The sequence below is a fragment of the Maribacter orientalis genome, assembly GCF_900109345.1.
Taxonomy (GTDB): domain Bacteria; phylum Bacteroidota; class Bacteroidia; order Flavobacteriales; family Flavobacteriaceae; genus Maribacter; species Maribacter orientalis.
Window position 1 is genome coordinate 175,161 of sequence record NZ_FNZN01000004.1, and the last position, 20,011, is coordinate 195,171.

The window sequence follows — 20,011 nt, forward strand, 5'->3', positions numbered from 1 at the left end:
TTTGAGAAAGTAATATTATTGTTTTATGAACGAAGAAGTACAATTTATTTTAGACGCGACAAAAGAAGGAATGGATGCCGCTATGGCCCACTTAGAACGTGAATTTTTAAAAATTAGAGCAGGTAAAGCTAGCCCTGCAATGTTATCATCTATACTAGTTGATTATTATGGCTCCCAAACCCCATTATCACAGGTAGCCAATGTCAATACTCCCGACGGTCGAACTATTTCTGTACAACCATGGGAAAAAGGAATGCTTCAAGAGATTGAAAAAGCAATCATGAATGCCAACCTAGGCTTCAACCCTATGAACAATGGCGATTTAATTATCATAAATGTTCCGCCACTTACAGAGGAAAGAAGAATACAACTTACAAAACAGGCTAAAGCTGAGGCAGAACATGCAAAAGTGGGTGTACGTAGCGCTAGGCAAGATGCAAATAAAGAAATTAAAGATCTTGATATCTCAGAAGACCTTCAGAAGAATGCAACTGCAGATGTTCAAGATATAACCGATGCTTACACAAAAAAGATTGATGATTTTCTTGCCAAAAAAGAAGCGGAAATTATGAAAGTATAGGTTTACACTATTCATTTAAATACCCAGCTACCTTAAATTGGTAGCTTTTTTTGTTTATAGCCAATTTTAAACTTTTCCTTTTAGGAACAAATGCACCTATTGGTTACCTTTGCCACCTGCAAAAACAGTTATGGTAGCTAAACTAACTAAAGGATTTTGGCCGAAAACGGCAAACATTATTCTGCGAAACAGAATCCTAATCATTTTTCTCATTGTTGGATTTACAATTTTCATGGCCATGCAGTGGCAATATATGCGATTTTCAAGTTCGCAAACCAATCTATTACCAGATGACCATCCGGTAAACCAAGAATATCAAGATTTTCTTAGCAAGTTCGGCGAAGAAGGTAATGCTGTTGTATTTGCTATACGCGATAGCGCTCTTTTTAATCCTATCAATTTTAATAGATGGAATAAACTGAGTAAGCAATTAGCTGCATTTCCTGAAGTAGATTTTGTACTCTCTACCGACAATCTACAAGAACTGATAAAAGATAATGAGAAGCAAGAGTTTAAAATGCAACCGTTAATAACGGGAGAACTAAATTCTCAAATAGAAGTTGATAGCATTACGAATCATTTATTCAATGATCTGCCATTTTATGAAAATCTACTTTACAATAAAGAAAGTAAAACAGTAAGAACTATTGTAAATTTAGATAAGGATATTGTTAACACTTCAGTAAGAAAGGACTTTATTCTACAAGATTTAAATACGTTAGTTAAGAATTTTGAAAAAGAAACAAATTTAGATGTTCACATATCTGGCATGCCGTATGTCAGAACCATGAATTCCCAGAATATTATCGATGAAATCGGTAAATTTATTCTGGCCGCTCTAGGTGTTACTTCATTAATCTTTTTCTTCTTCTTTAGAAGTATTCGTGCTACGGTAATATCTATGTGTGTAGTAATTATTGGCGTAATGTGGGCCTTTGGTCTTCTAGGCTTGCTGCAATATGAAATTACTGTTCTAACAGCCCTTATACCACCATTAATTATAGTTATTGGTATTCCCAACTGTATATTCTTAATTAATAAATACCAACAAGAAGTTAAAAAACACGGTAATCAAGCGTTATCATTGCAGCGAGTTATTTCTAAAATTGGAAATGCTACTTTAATGACAAATATTACCACAGCCTCTGGGTTTGCCACTTTCATAATTACCGATAGCAAGCTTTTAAAAGAATTTGGTATTGTTGCCTCTATAAATATTATAGGCATATTTATTCTTTCTTTACTTATCATTCCTATTGCATATAGTTTCATGCCTTTGCCTAAAACAAAACATCTAAAACACTTAAATAAAAAGTGGATCGACGCTTTCGTAAGTTGGATGGAGCGCATCGTAAGACATAGAAGAATATCTGTTTATATTGTTTCTATTGCCTTGTTGGTCATAAGCATAATCGGTATTTATCAGATTAAAATATCAGGAAGTCCGATTGAGGATATGCCTAAGAATGCCGAGTTTTTTCACGACATAAGATTTTTCGAAAAAGAGTTTAAAGGCATAATGCCCGTTGAAATAGTGATTGACACAAAAACACCTAAGGGTGTTTTAAAACAAGCCACTCTTAAACGCATGAATGAATTAGGAGAGGTTATTGAAGATATTCCAGAACTCTCTTCTCCAGTATCTGTAGTTAATTTAGTGAAGTATTCTAAACAGGCTTTTTATAATGGCCTACCAAAATATTATCAATTACCCACAAGTCAAGAGAATACTTTCATTATGGATGTTGCAAGAAAATCTTCCAACAACAGCGACCTATTGAAAACATTTGTGGACAGCACTGGTCAAACCGCGAGAATAACGACATTCATGCGAGATGTAAATACAACTCGAATGGAACAAATTGAAGCGCGGCTAATGGAGCATATCTCCAAAATATTTCCAGCCGAACGCTACAACGTTTACATGACCGGTAGTGCGCTCTTATTCTTAAAGGGAACAAAGTACTTAGTTAAAAACCTAATAATGTCTCTCGCATTGGCTATTGGCTTAATTGCTCTTTTTATGGCTTATCTTTTTAGATCTTTTAGAATGATTATCATTTCGCTAATCCCAAATCTATTACCATTGGTAATTACGGCAGGCATAATGGGCTTTGTTGGCGTGCCTATAAAACCTTCTACAATTTTAGTGTTCAGTATTGCATTCGGGATTTCAGTGGATGATACCATACATTTCTTAGCGAAGTATAGGCAAGAATTAACGGCGAACAGTTGGAGAATTGAAAAATCGGTATACAATGCCTTACGTGAAACTGGGGTAAGTATGTTCTATACATCAATAGTATTATTTTTCGGGTTTTCGGTCTTTGTAATTTCCAACTTCGGGGGTACGGTAGCCTTAGGATCTTTGGTTTCGGCAACACTGCTTCTTGCAATGCTTGCGAATCTAATTCTTTTACCTTCATTACTGTTATCATTAGAAAAAAGTATCGCCAACAAGCAAACACTCAAAAAACCGCAGATAGACATATTGCCACAAGATGAAAATAACAATTAAATAAAATTCATTTAGGTCATTGTTTTATATCATAACATAAGCCAATTATTTTTTAACAAAATCCTATCTTTGGCGTTTTAATTTTCAATTCAATAAGCATGCGTTCAGCTACTATAAAAGAACTTTTATCAAGTAAAAATTTACTTCAAGAAATAACTATCAAAGGTTGGGTAAGAACCTTTAGAAGCAATAGGTTCATTGCTTTAAATGATGGGTCAACATTGAATACCATTCAATGTGTAGTAGATTTCGAAAATTTTGATGAAGAATTATTAAAAAAAGTAAATACAGGAGCAGCATTAAAAATTACCGGTACGCTTGTAGAAAGCCAAGGTAAAGGACAATCGGTTGAAATTCAAGTTTCGGCTTTAGAAGTTTTAGGTATCGCTGACCCAGAAGAATATCCTATTCAGCCTAAAAAACACTCCTTAGAATTTTTAAGAGAAAAAGCACATTTAAGAATTCGAACGAATACATTTGCCGCAATAATGCGTGTTAGGTCTACCCTATCATTCGCTATTCACAATTATTTTAGAGAAAACGGTTTTAATTATTTTCACGCTCCCATAATTACAGGTTCCGATGCCGAGGGTGCAGGGGAAATGTTTAGAGTAACAACACTTGATGAAAAAAATCCGCCTTTAACAGAAGATGGAGCAGTTGATTACAAACAAGATTTTTTTGGAAAAGAAACCAACTTAACCGTTTCAGGGCAATTGGAAGCTGAAGCTTATGCCATGGCTTTAGGTAAAGTATATACCTTCGGGCCAACGTTTAGAGCTGAAAATTCAAATACTTCTAGGCATTTAGCAGAATTTTGGATGATTGAACCAGAAATGGCTTTCTTTGATTTAGATGCTAATATGGATTTAGCTGAAGATTTCATAAAAAATGTTATCTCATATACTTTGACACATTGTCAAGAGGATTTAGAATTTTTAGAGAAAAGATTATTAGACGAGGAAAAAAGCAAACCACAAGCACAGCGCAGTGATATGCCTTTAATAGAAAAATTAAAGTTTGTCGTCGACAATAATTTCAAGCGAGTAAGCTACACAGAGGCAATCGACATTCTTAAAAACTGCAAGCCGAACAAAAAGAAGCAATTTAAATATCCTATTGAAGAATGGGGTACCGACCTACAAAGTGAGCATGAGCGCTACCTTGTTGAAAAGCATTTTAACTGTCCGGTGATATTATTTGATTATCCAGCAAAAATCAAGGCTTTCTATATGCGTCTAAATGAAGATGGTAAAACCGTTAGAGCTATGGATATTTTATTCCCTGGTATAGGCGAAATAGTTGGAGGCTCGCAAAGAGAAGAACGCTTAGATATTCTAAAAGAGAAAATTAAGGAATTAGGCATTGATGAAAAAGAACTTTGGTGGTATCTAGATTTAAGAAAATTCGGCACAGCTGAGCATAGTGGTTTTGGACTTGGATTTGAACGATTAGTTCTTTTTGCAACAGGCATGGGTAACATTAGAGATGTTATCCCATTTCCTAGAACACCACAGAATGCAGAATTCTAAGCGGATTTAGTTACTTTTACCAGTACTAGAAAAAAGTAATGCTGAAACAACATCTACAATTTAAACTTTCCCAAAAATTATCTCCTCAGCAAATTCAATTGATGAAGCTGATTCAACTGCCCACACAAGCCTTTGAACAACGGTTAAAACAAGAATTAGAGGAAAATCCCGCTCTGGAAACAGGAAAGGAAGAATTAGAAACAGCCTCTGACGAGTATGATGATATTTATGAAGATGATTCTGATAATGAGACCATCAACACAGAAGACATCAATATTGATGACTATTTAAGTGATGATGAAATTCCCGATTATCGTACCAAAGCAAATAATTATAGTTCAGACGACGAGGAGAAAAGTGTACCATATGCTGCAGGTATTTCATTTAATCAATATCTAATAAATCAATTAAATACCTTTTATTTAAGTGATGATGAATGGACCATTGCCGAATTTTTAGTAGGCAGCGTAGATGAAAGCGGGTATATCAGAAGACCAATTGCCGACATCATGGATGATTTGGCATTTACCCAAAACGTTTACACCGATGAGCAAACCATAGAAAAAATTCTTGCCATCGTTCAAGACTTAGACCCACCAGGTGTAGGTGCCCGTTCTTTAGAAGAGTGTTTAATTATTCAATTAGAACGTAAAGAACTTACCCCAAGTGTAGAATTGGCAATCGCTATTCTGAAAAAATCGTTTGAGCACTTTACCAAAAAACACTATCAAAAATTAATTCAAAAACATAATATTTCAGAGGCGGAATTAAAAGAAGCTATAGGTGAAATTGAAAAATTAAACCCTAAACCAGGTGGTTCTTATTCTGGCAACAATAGAATTGTAGAGCATGTTGTACCTGATTTTGCCATACGAATTGTCGAAGGTGAATTAGAATTAACCCTTAATGGCCGTAATGCACCCGAGTTGCATGTGTCAAGAGAATATAGCAATATGCTCAAAGGCTATAAAGAGGCCAAGGACAAGTCCAAATCTCAAAAAGACACGGTTATGTTCATCAAGCAAAAATTAGACGCTGCAAAATGGTTTATCGACGCAATACGACAACGTCAACAGACTTTGTTTATTACTATGAACTCCATTATGCACTATCAAAGTGAATATTTTTTAACTGGTGACGAGCGAAACTTGCGTCCTATGATATTGAAAGATATTGCTGACGAAATTGGAATGGATGTCTCCACTGTATCTAGAGTTGCCAATAGCAAATATGTAGACACCCCATATGGTACAAAATTGATAAAAGAATATTTTTCTGAATCAATGAAAAACGAACAAGGTGAAGATGTATCTACTAAGGAAATAAAAAAAATTCTAGAAACTGTAATACAAAACGAAGTAAAAAAGAAACCATTAACCGATGACAAACTTGCAGCTATCTTAAAAGCAAAAGGATATCCAATTGCTAGAAGGACGGTTGCTAAATACAGGGAACAGCTTAACATACCTGTTGCCCGAATGAGAAAGGAAATCTAATGAAGGTTTTTTCAAATTTTGTGTCTTATCTACTTCATCCTCTTTTCATCCCTATCGGAGGTACAATTGCTTATTTTCTAATTACCCCTAAATACACGCCTTTAGAAATACAAAGTGCCAGCATATTACCCATATTTATATTGACCGTCATAATCCCTATTGTGACATTTTTCATTTTAAAAAACGTAGGATTAGTTAATTCAATATTTTTGGAAACAGCGACAGAACGTAAATACCCACTTTACATTCATGCTTCTATACTGCTTTTAATATTATATAAAGTAATACCTAACAATTATGTTAGCGAGATATATTTTTATTTCACAGGCCTATTAGGAGCTACGGTAGCGTGCCTATTATTGTTATTATTTAACTTTAAAACAAGTTTACATGCTGTAGGTGTAAGTGGCCTACTCATGTATCTTATTAACCTGAGTATCCATTTCGAAATCAATCTAATAATCGCAATTAGCATTTTCATTTTACTGACAGGCGCTATTTTAACAGCACGACTTTATTTAAAAGCGCACACTAGAATAGAACTTTTTATCGGTGTTTTTATCGGCCTGCTATCTCAGTTGTTAACTGTACGGTTCTGGTTATAGAATATAAAATATAAGTCCAATTCGAAGAGGTCGATATTGAAGTACTTCTCCATTAACAGTTGCACTACCGTTAAAAAGGTCTGTTAATGCGTAATATGCATTTAAGTTGAACGTATTATAACCAAAGCTCAATGTTAGACCATATTGAAATCTTGATAAATCTGTATTATAAAATCCATCACTAGTGGTATCCGAAACAAATTTTGACCTAGCTCCTACTATATAGGCGGCTTTAATACCTGTATAAATTCTCCAGAATTTATATTCTTCGGGTGTTGAATTACGCCACCTAAATTCTAAGGGAAATTCAAAAAGGTGGGTTTCCAATTTACTTCTTGTAATATTATCATCAATACTATAGGTGATTTCATTATTTGATAAGTTCGCCACAAGATTCGAGTAATAACTATTTAACGCCAACCCAGCTCCGATACCAATAGCTTTAGTTCCTGAGCGATTTAAAGGAATATCTTTAATAACGCCTGCATGTAGTCCATAAGATAAATTCCGTTGATTAGAGCCTTCAGGGTGATTCAATAGAAAATTATATGATAAACCTAAATAAAACTGGTCTTCAAAATATTTTTGACTGCTTAAGCTATCATTACCGTTCTGACCAAAGAAAGTAAACGGTAAAAGAAAAAATAGAAGTACGAATCGCATCTAGTAAAGTTAATGAAATAAAAAACGCTTCAAATAAATTTGAAGCGTTTTGAAAATTTGTATTCTACTAACTAACTATTGTAGATTATTAAAAGCATCTCCTTCATAGGTAGTATAATTTACCTTTAAAGCATTTACTTTTCTCAACTCTTGTTTAATATCGGATATTAATCCCATACTAGCATTCTTATCAACTTTTAAAGCTGTAGTCAATACATTTTGAAGTTCTTGAGGCTTCTTAGCCCTTTCCATCAAAATATAATCACCAACTTCAGATGGACTAGCGAATTTATCATTTAATTGAATTTTTGGTTCTGTACCAAAAGTTTTCTCGTACTCTCTAGTTGGCTTACCAACATAAATATAGATTACACGATCTTTCTTTTCCAATTTCTTAACTTCACTAGCATTTGGAAGTACGTTTTCCACTTTTAAAGAACTATCCTTCATTACTGTTACCGTCATAAAGAAAAACAAAAGCATAAATACAATGTCAGGAAGTGAAGCAGTGGAAACTGCTGGAATCTCTCCGTCTTTTTTCTTTGCAAATTTTGACATAGTGTTACTTTTAGTTGTTAATTATTCTTTTGAGGTTTCAGCTTCAGATAATTTTTGCGGATACAAACCTTGAATACGAGTTACCTTTTCCTTTAATTCTTCTTTAACAGAATCATCAGTTTCAGGATTCAAATACTCAGCTTCCATATCAACATACTCTTTACCGAATAGTCTCTTAGATTCTCTGTTACGAAGTTCATTATAAGCCCCTACCAATTCGTTTTGAACTGTAATGTAGGTACTATACTTTGTCTCGCGATCGTTCTTTAAAGAAATAATCGCCTTTGTCGGATTATCTGAAGATTCAGCATTACGCTTTCCTTTACAATAGCTACAATAATCTGGGCTACCTTGAGGCGCTCCACCGTTATCTAAAAACGCTATCGCCTTTTCGCGCAATTTATTAATTGGAAGAATTTCATCTTCCACCAACAATTGACCATTACGGTTAATATTTACCGTGAAAATGTTCTTTTGTTTAATAATTGGTGGTTCCTCCGTAGGTGGTTCCATTGGTGGAAGCATACGATCCAATCCTGCATCTGTTTCAATGGTAGTTGTTACCAAGAAAAAGATTAGTAAAAGGAAAGCTATGTCCGCCATCGAACCAGCACTAACCTCTGGTGCTCCTGCTCTTCTAGCCATAGTTCTTTATTTTATTATTTACTAAACATATTTTTAATTGCTGGTAACACCAAAGACGCCACAGCTATAATGGTAAGGATAAAGAAAACATTCAATCCCATACCAATTTTCTTAACTGTACTTTCAGTTGTCATAGCCATGAATTCAGGAGCAACGTCCGTCCCACTTGACATAACATAAGATATACCAACTACCAATAAAAGACCACCTACTACAAACAAGGTTTTTTTCAATCCTTGTGGATTAGAAAATAGGTTTTTCAAGGTAAAGACTAAACTTACTATAACCGCAACCGCTAAAAGGAAATAAGTTATAATAAACATAAAGTTCATAGCTCCGCTTTGAGCCGCTTCAGCAGCAGGCATATCCCTTTCAGGAAGCATGAACCATAAAACCGCACCAAGTAATCCTATTACTACCAATGCTATTTTTACAATTTTTTGCATAATATTTTAGGTATTAAAAGTGTTACTTATTTTTTGTGATCTACTAACATATCGATTAAAGAAATCGAAGAATCTTCCATATCATTAACAATACTGTCAATTTTTGCAATGATATAATTATAAAAAATTTGAAGTATAATAGCCGTAATAAGACCAAATACCGTTGTTAATAATGCAACCTGAATATCACCTGCAATAAGAGATGCACTTAAGTTACCAACAGCAGCAATCTTTTGGAAGGCTTGAATCATACCAATTACCGTACCCATGAAACCAAGCATCGGTGCAATAGCGATAAACAATGACAACCAAGAAACATTCTTCTCTAATTGTCCCATTTGAACTCCACCGTAAGCAACAACAGCTTTTTCAGCAGATTCTACACTTTCACCTGCTCTATCTAAACCTTGATAGTAAATAGATGCAACAGGACCTTTTGTATTTCTACAAACTTCCTTAGCAGCTTCTACACCACCTGACGCTAATGCATCCTCAACTTGTTGTTTCAACTTAGCAGTGTTTGTACTCGCCATGTTTAAATAGATAATTCTTTCGATAGCAACTGCTAAACCAAGAATCAAACATAAAAGAACGATACCCATAAATCCGGCACCACCAGTAATAAACATTTCTTTTAACATTTGAGTAAAACCTCTCTCTGCTTCCGGTGTTGCGTCTTGAAGTAATAAAGCTACTGCAGCTACTTTAGCGCTTGCCATATTTGTACCTGCTACAAATGCCCCAGCAATTGCTAGGCTTGGGAATAATTTTTTCATTTTTTCGAACTTAAATTAGTTAGTTAATAGGGTTAAAGATAAAAAAAAAACAATATAAAAAAAGTAAAACTTACTTGCAGAGAGGAAGGGATTCGAACCCTCGATACCCTTTTGGGGTATACACACTTTCCAGGCGTGCGCCTTCGACCACTCGGCCACCTCTCTAAATTACCCTTTTTAAGGGTGGGCAAATAACAAAAAAAATGTTAGTTAAAGAAATTAAACCAGTGTTAATTTTAAAGCATTTCGCCACGCAAAGAAGTTTCGAAAACTGTTTTAAATAAGTCATGCGAGACACCACAACCTAATAGATACATTGCCTTTGTTATTGCTGCTTCGGTCGTAATATCCTTACCGTTAATAACTTGCATTTTCTTTAACCCTGAACTTGTCTCATAATGACCCATCATAACCGCACCGCCTGAACATTGTGTAACGTTAATTATATGAATACCATTTTCTATAGCATTATTTAATCGCTCCAAAAACCATTCTTCCATTGGTGCATTTCCTGAACCGTATGTTTCCAAAACAAGTGCTTTTAAATTTTTAGCTCCCAACATGGCATCGATAACATTTTTGTTAATTCCTGGAAAAATTTTTAAAATAGCAACATTATCATCCATATTTCTATGAGTTTTTAAGCCTAATTTCTTCTTTTGTGGTAATAAATATTCATTAAATACTGTCAAATGAACACCCGATTCAATTAGTTGAGGGTAATTTAAAGAGGCAAATGCCTGAAATTGTTCTGCATTTATTTTAGTTGTTCTATTTCCTCTATACAATTTATATTCAAAATAAAGTCCCACTTCTTGAATTACAGCTTTCCCCTTATTTTTCAATGCTGCTATTTGTATCGCCGTAATTAAATTCTCTTTAGCATCGGTTCTTAAATCACCAATTGGCAATTGCGAACCAGTTAATATCACAGGTTTTGCTAAATTCTCTAGCAAAAAACTAAGAGCAGAAGCGGTATAACTCATCGTATCACTCCCATGCAGTACCACAAAACCATCATATTCATTATACTTTACTGAAATAATATCTGCTATTGCAATCCAATGGGTAGGATTCATGTTCGAGGAATCTATAGGATGCTCAAAAGAGTAGCTTGATATCGTACAATCTAGCTGATTAAGTTCTGGAATATTCTTCAATAACTGCGAGAAATCAAAAGCTTTCAACGCCCCAGAAGTATAATCCTTCATCATTCCGATCGTACCCCCTGTGTAAATCAACAAAATACTACTCTTAGCTGTGCTCACATTTTCTCTTTTAAATAATTATTAAATTCCAAATACCTCTATCGAATTCTTGGTTGTCACCAAAGCAACCTGTTCATTAGGAATCTGATGAATATCAGCTAATTTCTCGAGAACATTAACAATATAAGAACTTTCATTTCTTTTGCCTCTATATGGAGTAGGTGCCAAATAAGGAGAATCTGTTTCCAATACAATATGCTTTAAATCGATATCCTTTAAAAACATATCAATTTTACCATTCTTAAAAGTCACAACGCCCCCAATACCTAATTTCATGTTATAAGATATCGCCCTAAGCGCCTGTTCATATGTACCTGTAAAACAATGAAAAATTCCTCTTAAATCTTCACCCTTTTCATCTTCCAAAATTTCAAAAACTTCATCAAACGCATCTCTGCAGTGAATTACAATAGGGAGTTTATTCCTTTTCGCGAGTTGTATCTGAGATTTAAAGGCAATTTGTTGTTCTTTCAAATACTTTTTTTCCCAATATAAATCTATTCCGATTTCGCCAATTGCATAAAACTTATGAGTGGCTAGCATTTCTTCAACATGAGAAAGCTCCTCTAGAAAATTCTCTTTCACGTGTGTAGGATGTAAACCAGTCATTAGATATACATGCTTCGGAAAGTCTTTTTCCAAATCAAGCATGCGTTGCGTATACGTAGAATCAATTGCTGGTACAAAAAATCGCCCAACCCCTAAATCAATTGCTTTTTGAACAACATCACTTCTATCCTCATCGAAAGCTTCGCTATATAAATGCGTATGTGTGTCGGTTATCATCATGCCACAAAAATAGACTTATCTTTGAAAAAAATGAGTAATGAGCACCCTCAAAAAATTCTTAAAGAAGAAAAACTACGTCAATATTCCATTGATTTTAACAGCTACAGATCACTTTGAAATTAACGCCAAAATAAACTCTATAAAAGGTAGGTTCATTTTAGATACAGGTGCTTCGAACACATGTATTGGCATGGACCGTATTGAACATTTCAATCTTGTATCGGAAGAATCTAAAATAAAGGCTGCTGGCGCAGGAGCTACGAACATGGAAACGCTTATCTCAAAAAAAAATGTAATAGACTTACGTTCATGGCAATTCAATAAACTTAAAATTGTTCTATTCGATCTTAAACATGTAAATGAAGCGTTGATTGCCCATAATGCCGAACCCGTAGATGGAATAATTGGTGCAGATATTCTAAAAAAATCGAAAGCAATAATTGACTACGATAACAAATGTCTCTATTTGAAAAACAAAAAGCGCTGAGAATTCTCAGCGCTTTTTGTTTGTTTTTTTTTTTAAAATTACATTTCTAAAGCCTTCTTCACATTATTATCCATCAATAACGCTTCAGGGCTTTCTAATGCCTCTTTAATGGCCACTAAGAAACCTACTGACTCCTTACCATCGATGATACGGTGATCATAAGAAACCGCAACATACATAATAGGGGCGATTGCAATAGCACCATCACGTGCGATAGGTCGCTCAACAATATTGTGCATACCTAAAATTGCGCTCTGTGGTGGATTAATAATCGGTGTTGATAACATTGAACCAAAGACACCACCATTAGTAATAGTAAAGGTACCACCTGTCATTTCATCTACAGTTATTTCACCTTCACGCGCTCTAATAGCAAGTCTTTTCACTTCTGCCTCAATACCTCTAAAAGTTAAATTCTCTGCATTTCTAATTACCGGCACCATAAGTCCTTTTGGCCCCGATACCGCGATACTAATATCACAGAAATCAAAAGAAATCATTTCTTTACCATCTATCATAGAATTAACAGCCGGGTACATCTCCAAGGCTCTAACAACTGCTTTAGTAAAAAAAGACATAAAACCAAGCCCTACTCCGTGCTTATTTTTAAAATCTTCCTTATACTTATCCCTAAGTTCAAAGATGGCACTCATATCCACTTCATTGAAAGTGGTTAACATTGCGGTCTCATTCTTAGCAGAAACCAATCGTTCTGCAACTTTTCTACGTAACATAGACAATTTCGATCTTGTCTCACCACGATTACCACCAGTAGGAGTACCCATAGAAGGAACCGCATTCACAGCATCTTCTTTGGTAATTCTACCATCACGACCTGAACCAGAAACGGTATTTTTATCAACCCCCTTCTCGTCTAAAATTTTCTTTGCAGCAGGTGAAGGAACTCCCGATGCATAGGTTGCTTTAGCCTGAGCAGTTTGCGGAGCTTTTTCAGCAACGACTTCTTTTTTTACTTTCTCACCGTTAGATGCAGATGAAGCGCCATTATCATCACCTTCTGGCTTAGCAGCACTAGTATCAATTAAACATATAATCGCACCTACCGCTACAGCATCTCCTTCTTCAGCTTTCAACGTGATAATACCACTTGCTTCAGCTGGCAACTCTAAAGTAGCCTTATCTGAATCTACCTCTGCGATTGCCTGATCTTTTTCTACGTAATCCCCATCTTGAACTAACCATTCCGCTATTTCTACCTCCGTGATAGACTCTCCCGGTGAAGGGACCTTCATTTCTAGAATCATTCTTTCTATAATTTGATATGTTATTTTAAATCTTTGGGTTTGAACATATTATCCTTTGACTTATCAAAGACATAATCTATTACTTGTTGATGACGCATTTTAGACCTAACCGCACTACCTGCAGCAGGGGCGGCATAAAAACGTCGAGAAGCTACTCTAAATTTTTGAACTTCGCTAAAGTGCATTAATAAATGACTCCATGCTCCCATATTTCTTGGTTCTTCCTGTGCCCAAACAAAGTCATCTGCATTCTTATACTTCACCATTACCTCTTTCATTTTCTCTTCAGGTAATGGAAATAATTGCTCAACTCTTACAAGAGCAACATCATCTCTATTTTGCTCTTCTTTAACTGCTAATAAGTCATAATAAAATTTACCCGTACAGAAAACTAAACTTTTAACTTTCTTAGCATCGGCCGTTTCATCGTCGATAACTTCTTGAAAACTACCTTCAGTCAAATCAGAAATTTTTGAAACCGCTTTTGGATGCCTTAATAAACTTTTAGGTGTAAATATGATTAAAGGCTTTCTAAAATTCGCCTTCATTTGTCTTCTTAAGATATGAAACATCTGTGCAGGCGTTGTTACATCTGCGATATACATATTATCCTTAGCGCATAACTGTAAATAACGCTCCATTCTTGCTGAGGAATGTTCAGCACCTTGACCTTCATAACCATGAGGTAATAACATTACCAATCCGTTTTGAAGTTTCCACTTATCTTCTGCAGCAGAAATATATTGGTCAATCATAATTTGGGCTCCATTACTGAAATCTCCAAATTGAGCTTCCCAAATAGTTAATGTATTAGGGCTGGCCATGGCATAGCCATAATCAAAACCTACAACACCATATTCTGATAAAAGTGAATTGTAAATTTGAAATTTAGCTTGTTCCTCAGAAAGCATGTTCAAAAGGATAACCTCTTCTTCACTTTCTTCAACCTTCATTACGGCATGACGATGCGAAAAAGTACCACGCTCAACATCTTGACCAGACATACGCACTGCAAAACCTTCTTCTAATAGAGAGCCATAAGCCAATAATTCACCCATTGCCCAATCTAGATTATCAGATTCGAAAAACATATTATGACGATCATTAACCAATTTTTCAACTTTTCGCAAGAACTTTTTACCTTTAGGTAATTCTGTTAAAACTTTAGCGATTTTGGTTAATTTATCTTTATCAAAAGTGGTGTCAAAGGTTTCCATCATTTCCCATTCACGCACATTTTCAAAGCCTTTCCATTCATCGGCCATAAAAGGCGTGATTACGGTTTTATCCTCTTTTCTTGAATCTTCTAATTTTTCTTCAAGAGAGTCTTTATATTGTTTTTCGAGCTCAGCAACGTAGGTATCATCAATTACACCCTCTTGCATCAATCTTTCTGCATAAATATCTCTTGGGTTTTTATGCTTTGCTATCGCTTTATATAATTTTGGCTGTGTAAACCTAGGTTCATCACCTTCGTTATGACCATATTTTCTATATCCTAACAAATCAATGAATACATCACTTGCAAATCGCATTCTATATTCCAATGCGAAAAGTGAGGCGTGTACAACTGCTTCTGCATCATCTGCATTTACATGAAGTACTGGACTTAAAGTAACTTTTGCAACGTCAGTACAATACGTAGATGTTCTAGCATCTAAATAGTTCGTAGTAAACCCTATTTGATTATTAACTACTATATGTATAGTACCACCCGTTTTATACCCGTCAAGATTGGCCATTTGAACCAATTCATATACCACACCTTGACCAGCTATTGCAGCATCACCATGAACTACAATTGGTAGAACTTTAGAGAAATCGTCTTGATAATGAGCATCTTGTTTTGCTCTTGCTATACCTTCAACAACTGCACCTACCGTTTCTAAATGTGACGGATTTGGCGCAATATTCATCTTAATTTTATTACCATTATCAGATTTTCTATCGGATGTCCAGCCTAAATGGTACTTAACATCGCCATCAAAAATCTCTTGCTCGTAATCTTTACCATCAAACTCACTAAAGATATCTTTCGCCGATTTACCAAAAATATTAGTAAGTACATTTAATCTGCCCCGGTGTGCCATACCCATAACGAACTGTTTCACACCCATTTCTGCAGCACGTTCAACAATCACATCTAATGCAGGTATTAAAGATTCGTTCCCCTCTAAAGAAAATCTTTTCTGCCCTACGTACTTCGTATGAAGAAAAGTTTCAAAAGAAATCGCATGATTTAATTTTTTAAGAATATGCTTTTTTCGGTCTGAATCAAAATTTGGATGATTGTCATTAACATTAATCCAATCTTGTATCCATTTCACCTTTTCAGGTTTACGAATAAACATATACTCAACACCAATTGCATCGCAATAAATGCTTTGAAGGTGTCTAATTATTTCATTTAACGAACATGGCCCAATACCGATGATATCACCCGCATTAAAAACTGTTGCTAAATCAGATTCTTCTAAACCAAAGTTTTGAATATCTAAAGTTGGCTCGTAATGTCTTCGCTCTCTAACCGGGTTAGTCTCTGTAAACAAATGACCTCTACTTCTATAACCGTCAATTAAACGAATTACCTGAAACTCCTTTTGTAGAGATTCTGGCATTTCACTTTTGTTGCCATTGACTATAGCTGTAGTTCGATTTTCATCAATATCTAGTTCACCTAACGAACTCTCTAGACCAAAGTCAAAACCTTGAAAAAAGGCTCTCCAACTTGGCTCTACACTATCCGGATTCACTAAATACTTATCATATAGCTCTGAAAAAAAAGAGGTATGAGCGGTATTCAAAAAGGAATATTTATCCATGAATTACTTTCTGTATCTTTAGAATAAATTTGTACAAATTTACAACATTTACCATATCTAACGGAAGAATATAGTGTATTATTGAAAAAAATGAAACTTTAAAACAAAATATATAAATGGCCTTAAAAAAATTACTTTTTATACTTCTAGCCATCCTCAATTTTATTTTTTCTTTTGCTCAAAATTCAATTAACAATGCCGATTTTTGGAACAACGTTAGATTTGGCGGTGGCATTGGCTTAGGTTTTAGCAACAATAGCTTTAATGGCTCAATATCACCAAGCGCCATTTACCAATTTAATGACCAAATAGCGTTAGGCACAAGTTTAAATTTTAATTACGCTAAGTTCAACGATGATAAATTTTTAGCCTACGGCGGAAGCGTACTATCACTTTTTAATCCTATACCACAACTTCAGCTTTCTACAGAGTTTGAACAATTACGCATCAATAGAACATTATATACCCAAACAATCAATATTGAAGATAATTATTGGTTACCTGCTTTCTTTGTTGGCCTTGGTTATAGCACACGAAATGTGACGCTCGGCTTACGATATGATTTACTCTATAATGATAGTAAAAGTATTTATGGCAATGCATTGATGCCTTTTGTTCGTGTTTACTTTTAAATTTTATGCTACCTTTCACTACCGACCAAACCAACCAAAATGAATACATTAAAAAATAGATATCTTTCATTAGATGTTTTTAGGGGAATGGATGTTGCTCTAATGATAATAGTTAATTCACCTGGAAATGGCGATACAAGTTTCGGGATATTAAAACATGCCGAATGGAACGGATTCACCTTGACCGATTTGGTTTTCCCTACCTTTTTATTCGTGGTTGGTAATGCTATGAGCTTTAGCATGAAAAAATATGAAGCAATTGGCGATGGCGCTTTCCTTAAAAAAATATTTAAACGTTTTTTAATTATTTTTCTTTTAGGCTTTTTAATGTACTGGTTTCCTTTTTTCGAGAACGGCAACTTAAAACCTATTGCAGAGACCCGAATTTTTGGTGTATTACAGCGCATAGCTCTTTGCTATTTATTTGCATCTCTTCTCCTTCATTATTTTAAAACTAGAACCGTCATTATATTCAGCATATTAGCATTAATTGGCTACAATATTCTACTTGTTGCGTTTGGCGACTTAACACTATTGGGTAATGCAGTTATAAAACTTGACGAGTTTTTAATTGGGGAAAAACACATGTACCACGGTAATGGAGGTGTCGCTTTTGACCCTGAAGGATTATTGAGCACACTTCCCGCTATCGTTAATGTAATTGCTGGATATCTTACGGGAAAATTCATTCAGAAGAATGGTCAAAATTTTGAAACCATAGCAAAATTACTAATGGTCGCGGCCATATTAGTTGTGGCTGGTTTTGCTTGGGATTTAATTATGCCATTCAATAAAAAACTTTGGTCTAGTTCGTTCGTTTTACTGACTTGTGGTATCGATTTATTCATCATAGCCACTTTAATATATTTACTGGATATGAGAAAACCTGGTAAGTGGACCTATTTTTTTGAAATCTTTGGTAGAAACACTTTATTTATATACTTATTGTCAGAATTGTTTGTTATTTCGTTAGGTGTAATATCAATGAAAGGCACTAGCGCCTATAACTGGATTGCAGAAAATATTTTCATTGCGACAGGAGGTGACTACTTTGGATCACTACTGTTTGCATTATGGATTATGTTGACTTGCTGGTTCGTTGGATATCTTATGGATAAGAATAGTATTTATGTGAAAGTTTAGTCATAATAAGCAGATTTCAGCAACGAATAATATTCTGCCTATTTATACTTATTTCTATACCATACTTTTTGATATTCGCGTTTCAGAATCAAAAAGGTTACTTGATCTGCAACTTCTACTGCGTCTGTGACTTCAATATATTGAAATTCTCTTTCTGGCACATCCACTATATAAAGAAGGTTAAGATACTCTGCAAAATGCTCCATCATCAAGTGATAAACTTTTTCTCGAATCATAGATACAAAAGTTTGTGCATCAAACTTCAGTGGTAATTTCAAAGAAATATTGGCAAGACTAAAGTCTTTTTCCAATTGTGTAGATAATTCCTTAATGAGCAAACTTTCACTTGCGATATCCAATAATTGACCACTATTAACAACTTCCAAATTCATTTGACCTAAACAACTACTCTCTATCTTGAATAACTCAATCGTATAAGCTTGATTCGCTTATTGCTTATAAACAACACCCTCTTTCATTACAAAAATTACATTCTCCAATGTTTTCACATTTTGATCAGGATTTTCTTCAACCGCTATAATATCTGCTATATATCCTTGTTTAATCTCTCCTAATTTTTCTTGCACACCCAATAAACCTGCATTTATAATTGTTGCTTGCTTTAATGATTCTTTTACTGGAATACCCGCTTCTAACAAATATCCAAATTCAATCGCATTTTTACCATGAGGAAATACACCTGCATCAGTACCAAAACCCATCGGAACACCTTTTTTATAAGCTTTTGCCATAGTAGCAAGATGTTTAGGCCCTATTTCCAAAGCTTTCTTAGCAACAATTTCTGGGAAAAAACCAGGTATAAGGGCTTTTTCAGCAACTTGCTTTCCTGCACTTATGGTTGGAATCAGATAGCACTGGTTTTTAATCATCAGATCCATAGTTTCCTCACTCATTAATGTACCATGTTCAATGGTATTAACGCCTCCCAAAACCGCTATTTTCATACCTTCATCTCCATGGGCATGTGCAGCAACAGTAAAACCATAATTCTTTGCAGTTTCTGTAATCGCTTTTATCTCTTCTAGTGTAAACTGCGGGTTTTGACCACTTTTAGCAACACTTAAAACTCCACCTGTTGCGGTAATTTTAATGACGTCAGCTCCATTTTTATATCGTTGTCTCACCGCTTTTTTTGCATCTGGCACAGAATTCACCACTCCTTCTTTTGGGCCTGGATCTCCCATCAGGTCATTTCGCCTACCATTGGTTGGGTCGGCATGCCCTCCGGTAGTAGCAAGCGCCTTGCCTGCAGTAAAAATACGCGGTCCATCTACCAGGCCTCCATTAATAGCATTTCTAAGCGCAATATTTACACCGGTACCTCCTAAATCACGCACCGTAGTAAAACCAGCCATCAATGTACGTTTAGCATAAACCGTTGATTCTAAAGCGATATCAGCTTCATTTGCTGTAAATTCTTTTATATAGGATTGTGCATTATACTCTCCTTCTATATGAACATGCATATCGATAAGACCAGGCAACACAATTTTATCCTTTAAATTGATTATCCTATCTGAATCTGTTCCAAAAACAAAACCATTCTCAATAGATTTAATTTTGTTCTCAAAGACCACTATTGTTTTATCCTTAATAAGCTTTCCAGAGTTAGTATCATAAATTGTCCCGCATTGGATATAAATATCTTGTGCAGAGATTATAGTAGTAACGAACAAACAAATTATTAGGTTCAAGTTTTTCATGAGATAATGTTTAAAGTAATAAGGGGAAATATAACCATATTTCCCCTTATTCAAGTCCTTGA

At 34.9% G+C, this 20,011-nt stretch carries 19 protein-coding genes and 1 tRNA gene; 8 read left to right on the forward strand and 12 right to left on the reverse strand.

The features are described from left to right. The first annotated feature begins 25 nt into the window (after positions 1–25). The 5 genes from frr (at position 26) to BMY56_RS10435 (ending at position 6,731) form a co-directional block, all read left to right on the forward strand. Positions 26–580, forward strand: a complete 555-nt coding sequence (frr, locus tag BMY56_RS10415) for a ribosome recycling factor (protein WP_091623657.1) — start codon at positions 26–28, stop codon at positions 578–580. Between the two features lie 130 nt (positions 581–710). Then, entirely contained in the window at positions 711–3,098 is a 2,388-nt protein-coding gene (locus BMY56_RS10420) for an efflux RND transporter permease subunit (protein WP_091623660.1), read from the forward strand. A gap of 98 nt (positions 3,099–3,196) precedes the next feature. After that, complete coding sequence (asnS, locus tag BMY56_RS10425) at positions 3,197–4,630, forward strand: asparagine--tRNA ligase (RefSeq protein ID WP_091623663.1); 1,434 nt, start codon at positions 3,197–3,199, stop codon at positions 4,628–4,630. A 38-nt stretch (positions 4,631–4,668) separates the two neighbouring features. Next, complete coding sequence (gene rpoN / locus BMY56_RS10430; RefSeq protein WP_091623666.1) at positions 4,669–6,126, forward strand: RNA polymerase factor sigma-54; 1,458 nt, start codon at positions 4,669–4,671, stop codon at positions 6,124–6,126. Then, the gene (locus BMY56_RS10435) at positions 6,126–6,731 is read left to right on the forward strand and encodes a hypothetical protein (RefSeq protein WP_091623669.1); all 606 of its coding nucleotides are present in this window, start codon (positions 6,126–6,128) and stop codon (positions 6,729–6,731) included. The genes rpoN and BMY56_RS10435 overlap by 1 nt, the downstream gene beginning before the upstream one ends. Here the strand turns inward: BMY56_RS10435 and BMY56_RS10440 are convergent. The 8 genes from BMY56_RS10440 to BMY56_RS10475 form a co-directional block, all read right to left on the reverse strand. After that, entirely contained in the window at positions 6,726–7,394 is a 669-nt protein-coding gene (locus BMY56_RS10440; RefSeq protein ID WP_091623671.1) for a porin family protein, read from the reverse strand. The two genes, BMY56_RS10435 and BMY56_RS10440, sit on opposite strands and share 6 nt — an antisense overlap. A gap of 75 nt (positions 7,395–7,469) precedes the next feature. Further along, the gene (locus tag BMY56_RS10445) at positions 7,470–7,952 is read right to left on the reverse strand and encodes an ExbD/TolR family protein (protein WP_091623674.1); all 483 of its coding nucleotides are present in this window, start codon (positions 7,950–7,952) and stop codon (positions 7,470–7,472) included. A gap of 21 nt (positions 7,953–7,973) precedes the next feature. Continuing rightward, the gene (locus BMY56_RS10450; RefSeq protein WP_091623677.1) at positions 7,974–8,597 is read right to left on the reverse strand and encodes an ExbD/TolR family protein; all 624 of its coding nucleotides are present in this window, start codon (positions 8,595–8,597) and stop codon (positions 7,974–7,976) included. 14 nt (positions 8,598–8,611) lie between these two features. Further along, a complete protein-coding gene (locus tag BMY56_RS10455; protein WP_091623679.1) occupies positions 8,612–9,043 on the reverse strand; it encodes a hypothetical protein in 432 nt (143 codons plus the stop codon). A 26-nt stretch (positions 9,044–9,069) separates the two neighbouring features. After that, positions 9,070–9,819 carry a MotA/TolQ/ExbB proton channel family protein gene (locus BMY56_RS10460; RefSeq protein WP_091623682.1) on the reverse strand — a complete coding sequence of 250 codons (750 nt, stop codon included), beginning with the start codon at positions 9,817–9,819 and terminating at the stop codon, positions 9,070–9,072. A gap of 77 nt (positions 9,820–9,896) precedes the next feature. Next, positions 9,897–9,984: transfer RNA gene (locus BMY56_RS10465), tRNA-Ser, on the reverse strand. Positions 9,985–10,055: 71 nt separating this feature from the next. Then, the gene (locus BMY56_RS10470) at positions 10,056–11,087 is read right to left on the reverse strand and encodes an asparaginase (RefSeq protein WP_091623684.1); all 1,032 of its coding nucleotides are present in this window, start codon (positions 11,085–11,087) and stop codon (positions 10,056–10,058) included. Between the two features lie 21 nt (positions 11,088–11,108). Next, positions 11,109–11,876, reverse strand: a complete 768-nt coding sequence (locus tag BMY56_RS10475; protein WP_091623687.1) for a TatD family hydrolase — start codon at positions 11,874–11,876, stop codon at positions 11,109–11,111. A gap of 37 nt (positions 11,877–11,913) precedes the next feature. On the opposite strand from BMY56_RS10475, the gene BMY56_RS10480 reads away from it, so the two are divergent. Further along, on the forward strand, positions 11,914–12,363 hold the full coding sequence (locus BMY56_RS10480; protein WP_091623690.1) for a retropepsin-like aspartic protease family protein: 450 nt from the start codon (positions 11,914–11,916) through the stop codon (positions 12,361–12,363). A gap of 38 nt (positions 12,364–12,401) precedes the next feature. Here BMY56_RS10480 and odhB read toward each other — a convergent pair whose 3' ends face one another. Together odhB and BMY56_RS10490 are read right to left on the reverse strand one after the other, a co-directional pair. Further along, positions 12,402–13,628: a 2-oxoglutarate dehydrogenase complex dihydrolipoyllysine-residue succinyltransferase gene (gene odhB, locus BMY56_RS10485; protein WP_091623692.1), complete on the reverse strand. Its 1,227-nt coding sequence runs from the start codon at positions 13,626–13,628 to the stop codon at positions 12,402–12,404. A 20-nt stretch (positions 13,629–13,648) separates the two neighbouring features. Then, positions 13,649–16,450, reverse strand: coding sequence for a 2-oxoglutarate dehydrogenase E1 component (locus tag BMY56_RS10490; RefSeq protein ID WP_091623695.1), 2,802 nt, complete (start codon positions 16,448–16,450; stop codon positions 13,649–13,651). A 116-nt stretch (positions 16,451–16,566) separates the two neighbouring features. On the opposite strand from BMY56_RS10490, the gene BMY56_RS10495 reads away from it, so the two are divergent. Both BMY56_RS10495 and BMY56_RS10500 read left to right on the forward strand, forming a co-directional pair. Further along, positions 16,567–17,082 carry an alpha-ketoglutarate decarboxylase gene (locus BMY56_RS10495; protein ID WP_091623698.1) on the forward strand — a complete coding sequence of 172 codons (516 nt, stop codon included), beginning with the start codon at positions 16,567–16,569 and terminating at the stop codon, positions 17,080–17,082. A gap of 39 nt (positions 17,083–17,121) precedes the next feature. Next, the gene (locus BMY56_RS10500) at positions 17,122–18,225 is read left to right on the forward strand and encodes an acyltransferase family protein (RefSeq protein WP_091623701.1); all 1,104 of its coding nucleotides are present in this window, start codon (positions 17,122–17,124) and stop codon (positions 18,223–18,225) included. A gap of 38 nt (positions 18,226–18,263) precedes the next feature. On the opposite strand, the gene BMY56_RS10505 is transcribed toward BMY56_RS10500, so the two are convergent. Then, complete coding sequence (locus BMY56_RS10505; protein ID WP_091623704.1) at positions 18,264–18,617, reverse strand: hypothetical protein; 354 nt, start codon at positions 18,615–18,617, stop codon at positions 18,264–18,266. 57 nt (positions 18,618–18,674) lie between these two features. Continuing rightward, positions 18,675–19,949 (reverse strand): metal-dependent hydrolase family protein, encoded by a 1,275-nt coding sequence (locus BMY56_RS10510; protein WP_091623707.1) that lies wholly within the window; start codon positions 19,947–19,949, stop codon positions 18,675–18,677. Positions 19,950–20,011 lie beyond the last annotated feature (62 nt).

What these genes read in the sequence shown, in the direction of transcription:
- frr (WP_091623657.1), top strand. Translation starts at nt 26, where the DNA reads ATGAACGAAGAAGTACAATTTATTTTAGACGCGACAAAAGAAGGAATG.
- BMY56_RS10420 (WP_091623660.1), top strand. Translation starts at nt 711, where the DNA reads ATGGTAGCTAAACTAACTAAAGGATTTTGGCCGAAAACGGCAAACATT.
- asnS (WP_091623663.1), top strand. Translation starts at nt 3,197, where the DNA reads ATGCGTTCAGCTACTATAAAAGAACTTTTATCAAGTAAAAATTTACTT.
- rpoN (WP_091623666.1), top strand. Translation starts at nt 4,669, where the DNA reads ATGCTGAAACAACATCTACAATTTAAACTTTCCCAAAAATTATCTCCT.
- BMY56_RS10435 (WP_091623669.1), top strand. Translation starts at nt 6,126, where the DNA reads ATGAAGGTTTTTTCAAATTTTGTGTCTTATCTACTTCATCCTCTTTTC.
- BMY56_RS10440 (WP_091623671.1), bottom strand. Translation starts at nt 7,394, where the DNA reads ATGCGATTCGTACTTCTATTTTTTCTTTTACCGTTTACTTTCTTTGGT.
- BMY56_RS10445 (WP_091623674.1), bottom strand. Translation starts at nt 7,952, where the DNA reads ATGTCAAAATTTGCAAAGAAAAAAGACGGAGAGATTCCAGCAGTTTCC.
- BMY56_RS10450 (WP_091623677.1), bottom strand. Translation starts at nt 8,597, where the DNA reads ATGGCTAGAAGAGCAGGAGCACCAGAGGTTAGTGCTGGTTCGATGGCG.
- BMY56_RS10455 (WP_091623679.1), bottom strand. Translation starts at nt 9,043, where the DNA reads ATGCAAAAAATTGTAAAAATAGCATTGGTAGTAATAGGATTACTTGGT.
- BMY56_RS10460 (WP_091623682.1), bottom strand. Translation starts at nt 9,819, where the DNA reads ATGAAAAAATTATTCCCAAGCCTAGCAATTGCTGGGGCATTTGTAGCA.
- BMY56_RS10475 (WP_091623687.1), bottom strand. Translation starts at nt 11,876, where the DNA reads ATGATGATAACCGACACACATACGCATTTATATAGCGAAGCTTTCGAT.
- BMY56_RS10480 (WP_091623690.1), top strand. Translation starts at nt 11,914, where the DNA reads ATGAGCACCCTCAAAAAATTCTTAAAGAAGAAAAACTACGTCAATATT.
- odhB (WP_091623692.1), bottom strand. Translation starts at nt 13,628, where the DNA reads ATGATTCTAGAAATGAAGGTCCCTTCACCGGGAGAGTCTATCACGGAG.
- BMY56_RS10490 (WP_091623695.1), bottom strand. Translation starts at nt 16,450, where the DNA reads ATGGATAAATATTCCTTTTTGAATACCGCTCATACCTCTTTTTTTTCA.
- BMY56_RS10495 (WP_091623698.1), top strand. Translation starts at nt 16,567, where the DNA reads ATGGCCTTAAAAAAATTACTTTTTATACTTCTAGCCATCCTCAATTTT.
- BMY56_RS10500 (WP_091623701.1), top strand. Translation starts at nt 17,122, where the DNA reads ATGAATACATTAAAAAATAGATATCTTTCATTAGATGTTTTTAGGGGA.
- BMY56_RS10505 (WP_091623704.1), bottom strand. Translation starts at nt 18,617, where the DNA reads ATGAATTTGGAAGTTGTTAATAGTGGTCAATTATTGGATATCGCAAGT.
- BMY56_RS10510 (WP_091623707.1), bottom strand. Translation starts at nt 19,949, where the DNA reads ATGAAAAACTTGAACCTAATAATTTGTTTGTTCGTTACTACTATAATC.